At 48.6% G+C, this 4,871-nt stretch carries 5 protein-coding genes; 1 reads left to right on the forward strand and 4 read right to left on the reverse strand.

Features of this window, described 5'->3' with window-relative positions:
* Positions 1–133, reverse strand: a 133-nt coding sequence (locus Q0238_RS12225) for a DUF6882 domain-containing protein (protein WP_363317108.1), incomplete at its 3' end; no start/stop codon positions are given.
* Positions 134–136: 3 nt separating this feature from the next.
* On the reverse strand, positions 137–322 hold the full coding sequence (locus tag Q0238_RS00415; protein WP_297941780.1) for a hypothetical protein: 186 nt from the start codon (positions 320–322) through the stop codon (positions 137–139).
* Positions 323–678: 356 nt separating this feature from the next.
* On the opposite strand from Q0238_RS00415, the gene Q0238_RS00420 reads away from it, so the two are divergent.
* Entirely contained in the window at positions 679–816 is a 138-nt protein-coding gene (locus Q0238_RS00420) for a hypothetical protein (protein WP_297941782.1), read from the forward strand.
* Between the two features lie 90 nt (positions 817–906).
* Here the strand turns inward: Q0238_RS00420 and lepA are convergent, their stop codons facing one another.
* Positions 907–2,703 carry a translation elongation factor 4 gene (gene lepA, locus Q0238_RS00425; protein ID WP_297941786.1) on the reverse strand — a complete coding sequence of 599 codons (1,797 nt, stop codon included), beginning with the start codon at positions 2,701–2,703 and terminating at the stop codon, positions 907–909.
* A gap of 620 nt (positions 2,704–3,323) precedes the next feature.
* The coding region (locus Q0238_RS00430) for a hypothetical protein (RefSeq protein WP_297941789.1) at positions 3,324–4,871 on the reverse strand (1,548 nt) is incomplete at its 5' end.

Consider the following 4,871-nt stretch of genomic DNA (forward strand, 5'->3'; position numbering starts at 1 on the left):
TAAGCTCCTCTAGCCCGTGCCGCAAGCCGAAGTCGCGCACATCTCGCGCAAGGGTGAGCAGCCGCTCATCAAGGCGGTTTATGTTTTCGTATCCCCACAGCCACGTGCGGCTGGCGTTTGCTTCGCTGCCGATATATCAAATGGTGTGCGGCGCATCATCGCCGAAACCGATCTCGCCGCGCTTTAGATCCACAGACCGGCGCCTGCCCTTTACGATCAGCTTCGAGCGCGCCTCTTGCACCCTTGCGCCGCAACCTAAACACGCCGAAAATAGATCAATAAAGCTGCTGCTATCCACGCCTAAGCGGTCTAAAAATTTCATTTTTCTCCCTTGATCTTGCATCGATAAATTTAACGCTTCTGTGGAATTTATCGCTTCGCCCTCTTATACGTCGCGCACGCTGTTTTGCTATAAAAGCTCGCACTATGGAATTTAAACGCGGCGCGCAGTAAAAATTTAATCAAATTTACAAAACCGCAGCAGGTAAAATTTATAGCAGGACGCCGTCGGAATAAAATTTTATAGCCGAGCCGCGGACGCGACTATAATAGTCAGCGGGCGGCAAAATTCAGACCGCCCGCAGGATCGTTAAATTTGAAAGGCGAAATTTTAGCCTAACGGCAAGCAGCAGAATTTTACGACCGAGCCATAAACGCTAGAGTTTAAAGCGGCGCAAAATGGGCGCGCAGCAGCGAATGTATCAGCTCGGATGGCAAGCGATAGAGTTTAAAAGCCGCGCAGTCATAAAATTTAAATCGTCTCTTAGGATCGCGAAATTTAAAGACGAAATTTCATACCGAACGGCGAGCTGCTAAATTTAAACGCCCGAGCGATCGTTAAAATTTAAAAGCAAATTTTACGGCCGCGCGACAAAAGATGAAATTTGGACCATCCGCATGCCAAATTTAATCGATCTTTAGCACGCTTAAAAACGCCTCGCTCGGCAGATTTACCTTGCCGATTGCTTTCATGCGCTTCTTGCCCTCTTTTTGCTTTTCGAGGAGCTTGCGCTTGCGCGTGATATCGCCGCCGTAGCACTTGGCGGTCACGTTTTTGCCCATGGCGCGGACATTTTCGCGCGCGATGATCTTGTTGCCGATGCTTGCTTGGATCGCGACCTCAAAAAGCTGCCGCGGTACGATCTCCTTCATCGCTTTGACGAGGTCGCGCCCCTTGGATTCGGCCTTTGAGGCGGGCACGATGATCGAGAGCGCATCGACCGCTTCGCCCGCGACGCGGATGTCGAGCTTGACTAGATCGCCACGCCTGTAATCGATCGGCTCGTAATCGAAGCTCGCATAGCCCTTGGTGCAGGACTTGAGCTTGTCGTAAAAGTCCATTATGATCTCGTTTGTAGGCACGTCGTATTCGAGCAGGACGCGCTCAGGCGTGATGTAATCCATCTTGGTTTGGATGCCTCGGCGTAAATTCAAAAGGCTGATGAGATTGCCCAAAAACTCGCTCGGGGTGATGATGGTCGCCCTGACATAGGGCTCTTCGATACGCTCGATGAAATTTGGCGCGGGAAGTTCGCTGGGGCTATGTATCCGCACGCACGAGCCGTCCGTGAGATACACGGCGTATGTGACGGTCGGCGCCGTAGCGATGAGATCGAGATCAAACTCGCGCTCGAGCCGCTCCTTCACGACCTCCATATGCAGTAGCCCCAAAAACCCGACGCGAAAGCCGAACCCTAGCGCGAGCGACGTCTCGGGCTCATAGCTAAGCGAGCTGTCGTTTAGGCTGAGCTTATCCAAAGCGTCGCGCAGATCTTCAAATTTATCGGTCTGCACGGGATAGATGCCCGCAAACACGAAGGGCTTTGCCTTCTCAAAGCCGCCCACGGGCGCGACGGCGCGATTTTTAAAAAGCGTGATCGTATCGCCCACCTGCACGTCGGCGACGTTTTTTAGCCCCATTACTACGATGCCCACTTCGCCGCTGCTAAGCTCGCGAGTTTTGGCGGGCGCAAGCGGATTGGGATACATCAGATCAAGCACCTCGTGGCGGTTCTCGCTACCCATGATATAGACCTCGTCGCCCTTTTTCAGCACGCCGTCATATAGCCTCGCAAGCGCGAGCGCGCCTAGGTAGTTATCGAACCAGCTGTCGTAGATGAGCGCCTTAAGCGGCGCGGCGTCGTCCGTTTTGGGCGCGGGGATGCGAGTGATTATCGCCTCTAAAAGCTCCTTGATGCCCACGCCCGTTTTGGCGCTGACCTCGATCGCGCTGCTGCAATCAAGCCCGATGACGTGCTCGATCTCCTCTTTTACGCGCTGCGGATCGGCGGCGGGCAGATCGATTTTATTGAGCACGGGGATGATTTCGAGGTTGTGCTGCAGCGCGATATAGACATTTGCGATGGTCTGCGCCTGCACGCCCTGGCTCGCGTCCACGACGAGGATCGCCCCCTCGCAGCTAGCCAGCGAGCGAGAGACCTCGTAGCTAAAATCCACGTGGCCCGGAGTGTCGATTAAATTTAAAACGTATTTCTCTCCGCCAAGCTCATACTCGAGCCGCACGGACTGCGCCTTGATCGTGATGCCGCGCTCCTTTTCGATATCCATCGTATCCATGATCTGGCTGCTCATCTGGCGCGCCTCGACGGCGTTGCACTCGCTAATCAGGCGGTCTGCAAGCGTGGATTTGCCGTGGTCGATATGCGCGATGATGCTGAAATTTCTGATATTTTTTGTTTTCAAGTGGCTTTCCCTGATGAAATTTTAAGCCGCATTGTGCCGAAATTTCATTTAAAAATGGGTAAATGAGGAGGCGATATTTACGAACTAAAAATTTATACAACGAAGTAAAATTCGTAAGCCGCTACGGGCGATAGAATTTTAAAAAATTATTAAGTGGCATGCGTTGCCACAACGGAGTTTGACGGCAAGAATTAGACGCTATTTACGAACGGAAATTCTGCGGCTGTATTGAAATGTAAAATCTCGCGCAATAAAAAATTTACAACAAGCTTTGCATGATCACGTTGCACGAAACTTGCAATGCTAACGGCTGAGAATTTTAATAAGCAATAGGAGGGATCCCTCATACGAGATTTTGCTTTGAATTCTACCAATTGAAATTAGCGCATAAAATTATATGCCATTACGACGCGCAAATCTTAGTAAGTAAAATTTACCGCTAAGCTTCGCAGCAAAATTTCGTGATTTAAAATTTAAGAAAATTCTATCTCACGAAATTTTCAGGCAAAAATTTGCAAAGTATAATTTTAAAAAATCTGTCGCCAATAAAACCGAAATTCGACCCATAAAAAAAGGCTAGCCTGAAGGCTAGCCTTTGCATTGCGAACTTAGCACGAACGCTACCAATCGGTCTTTTGATTGTAGATATCACGAACGTTGCCCGTATCTAGCTTCTTCGTAGAAGTATCGCTCGTACTGTTATCCGACGTGCTACCACCGGCAAACGATCCTACATCGTCTTTCGTACCTGATTTAACCTGACCTTCACCGCCCCAGACTGTAGGTCTAGCGGCCCTTACGTTTACGGTAAGAGGGTTAAAATACTGTGGCACGCCAGGATACCTACTAGAATATGCTCCTCCACCGGCTACAGTAAACATAGTATTTTGATTTCCGGCAGGCGTATGGATAAGCCATGGATTAGTTTCAATACGTATCGTAGCCTGACCCGGTGCGGTAGCCCTAATATCTATATCCTCTCTACCGTCACTTACTACGTTACCTCTACGAACACTCACGCTAGTAGGCGTAAAGCTAGTATAAGCACTTACAAATTCCGCTCCTATATCGTTTAGAGTAGCTCTTGTATTTACTACGAACTTAGTAAAATCTGTCAAACTAGAATCCTGGGCCGCTAAGACGGTAAATATATTCGAGCCGGGAGCCTCATAGGCGAGATCTGCGTTAGGAGCAGGCATATTCGCGCACCTATCGTTTCTGCCGCAATAGATCTGCGTGTAAATAGGTACGGTTACCCCGGTTCTAGTAGTAGCTTGATAGACTCTGGATCCTAGGCTCTTATCATAAGATGTGCCGTAGACAAATAACGCATAGGTACCTACGTTATCGCTAAAGTCTATAACGGTTTTACCTGTTGCATAGGTCTTACTATTGGAATTAGCAGCGGCTATATAAGCAGCTTTGCTTGCAGCTTTGGTCTCGCTAACCTTTCTAGTGATGAAAACATCAAAATCCTCCTTAGACAGCTTTATATCATCTTTATTATAATCTTCGGAGCTAGTATCTGAGATGGCCTTATATGAACTATCGAATTTAGACGGCCAAAACTTTCCAAAAGTCTTAAGAGCGGTTCCGTCTTGAATATCGAAGTCGCTAGCATAGATCAGTACTGGCGTGCTAGGGGTTTTATGCATTCTATCGAAGTTGAAATATACAGTCGAGTCAGGAGTTTGCCCCTCTCTAAATCCTTGCGCCAAAATTCTAAATTGATCCGACTTCGAGTCATACCTGATTCCCGTACCGCCTTGCGGCCTATTGATAAGTCCACCTCTTAGGGTAGCATCTGAATAGTAATTAAGGGCGATACTAAGCGGTATAGGCATACCGTAGCCCGCATCACCGGCGGAAGCGGCCTCATTCCAGTCTCTTCTTCCACCGGTTATAGTGGTACTTAGAGTTCTTACGTTATATTTATAGCATCTACTATCATATCCCGTAGCGCCTAGACACTCGTTAGAATTGCTAGCAAAAAACTGCGTACCGCCAGGAATATTGTAGATAACATTAGCCCTATCGGGATACGGTACATAATTTGTATTTCCGCCAGTTCTGCCAGCGGTAGCTGTGGAGCAACGTCCGTCGGCATTATTGTTAGCGCAATCAAATCCAAAATTTAGCGCAAAATCAAGATCGCTTGAAAATCCGCA

Origin of the sequence: uncultured Campylobacter sp. (assembly GCF_938045775.1) — a bacterium.
Taxonomy (GTDB): Bacteria; Campylobacterota; Campylobacteria; order Campylobacterales; family Campylobacteraceae; genus Campylobacter_B.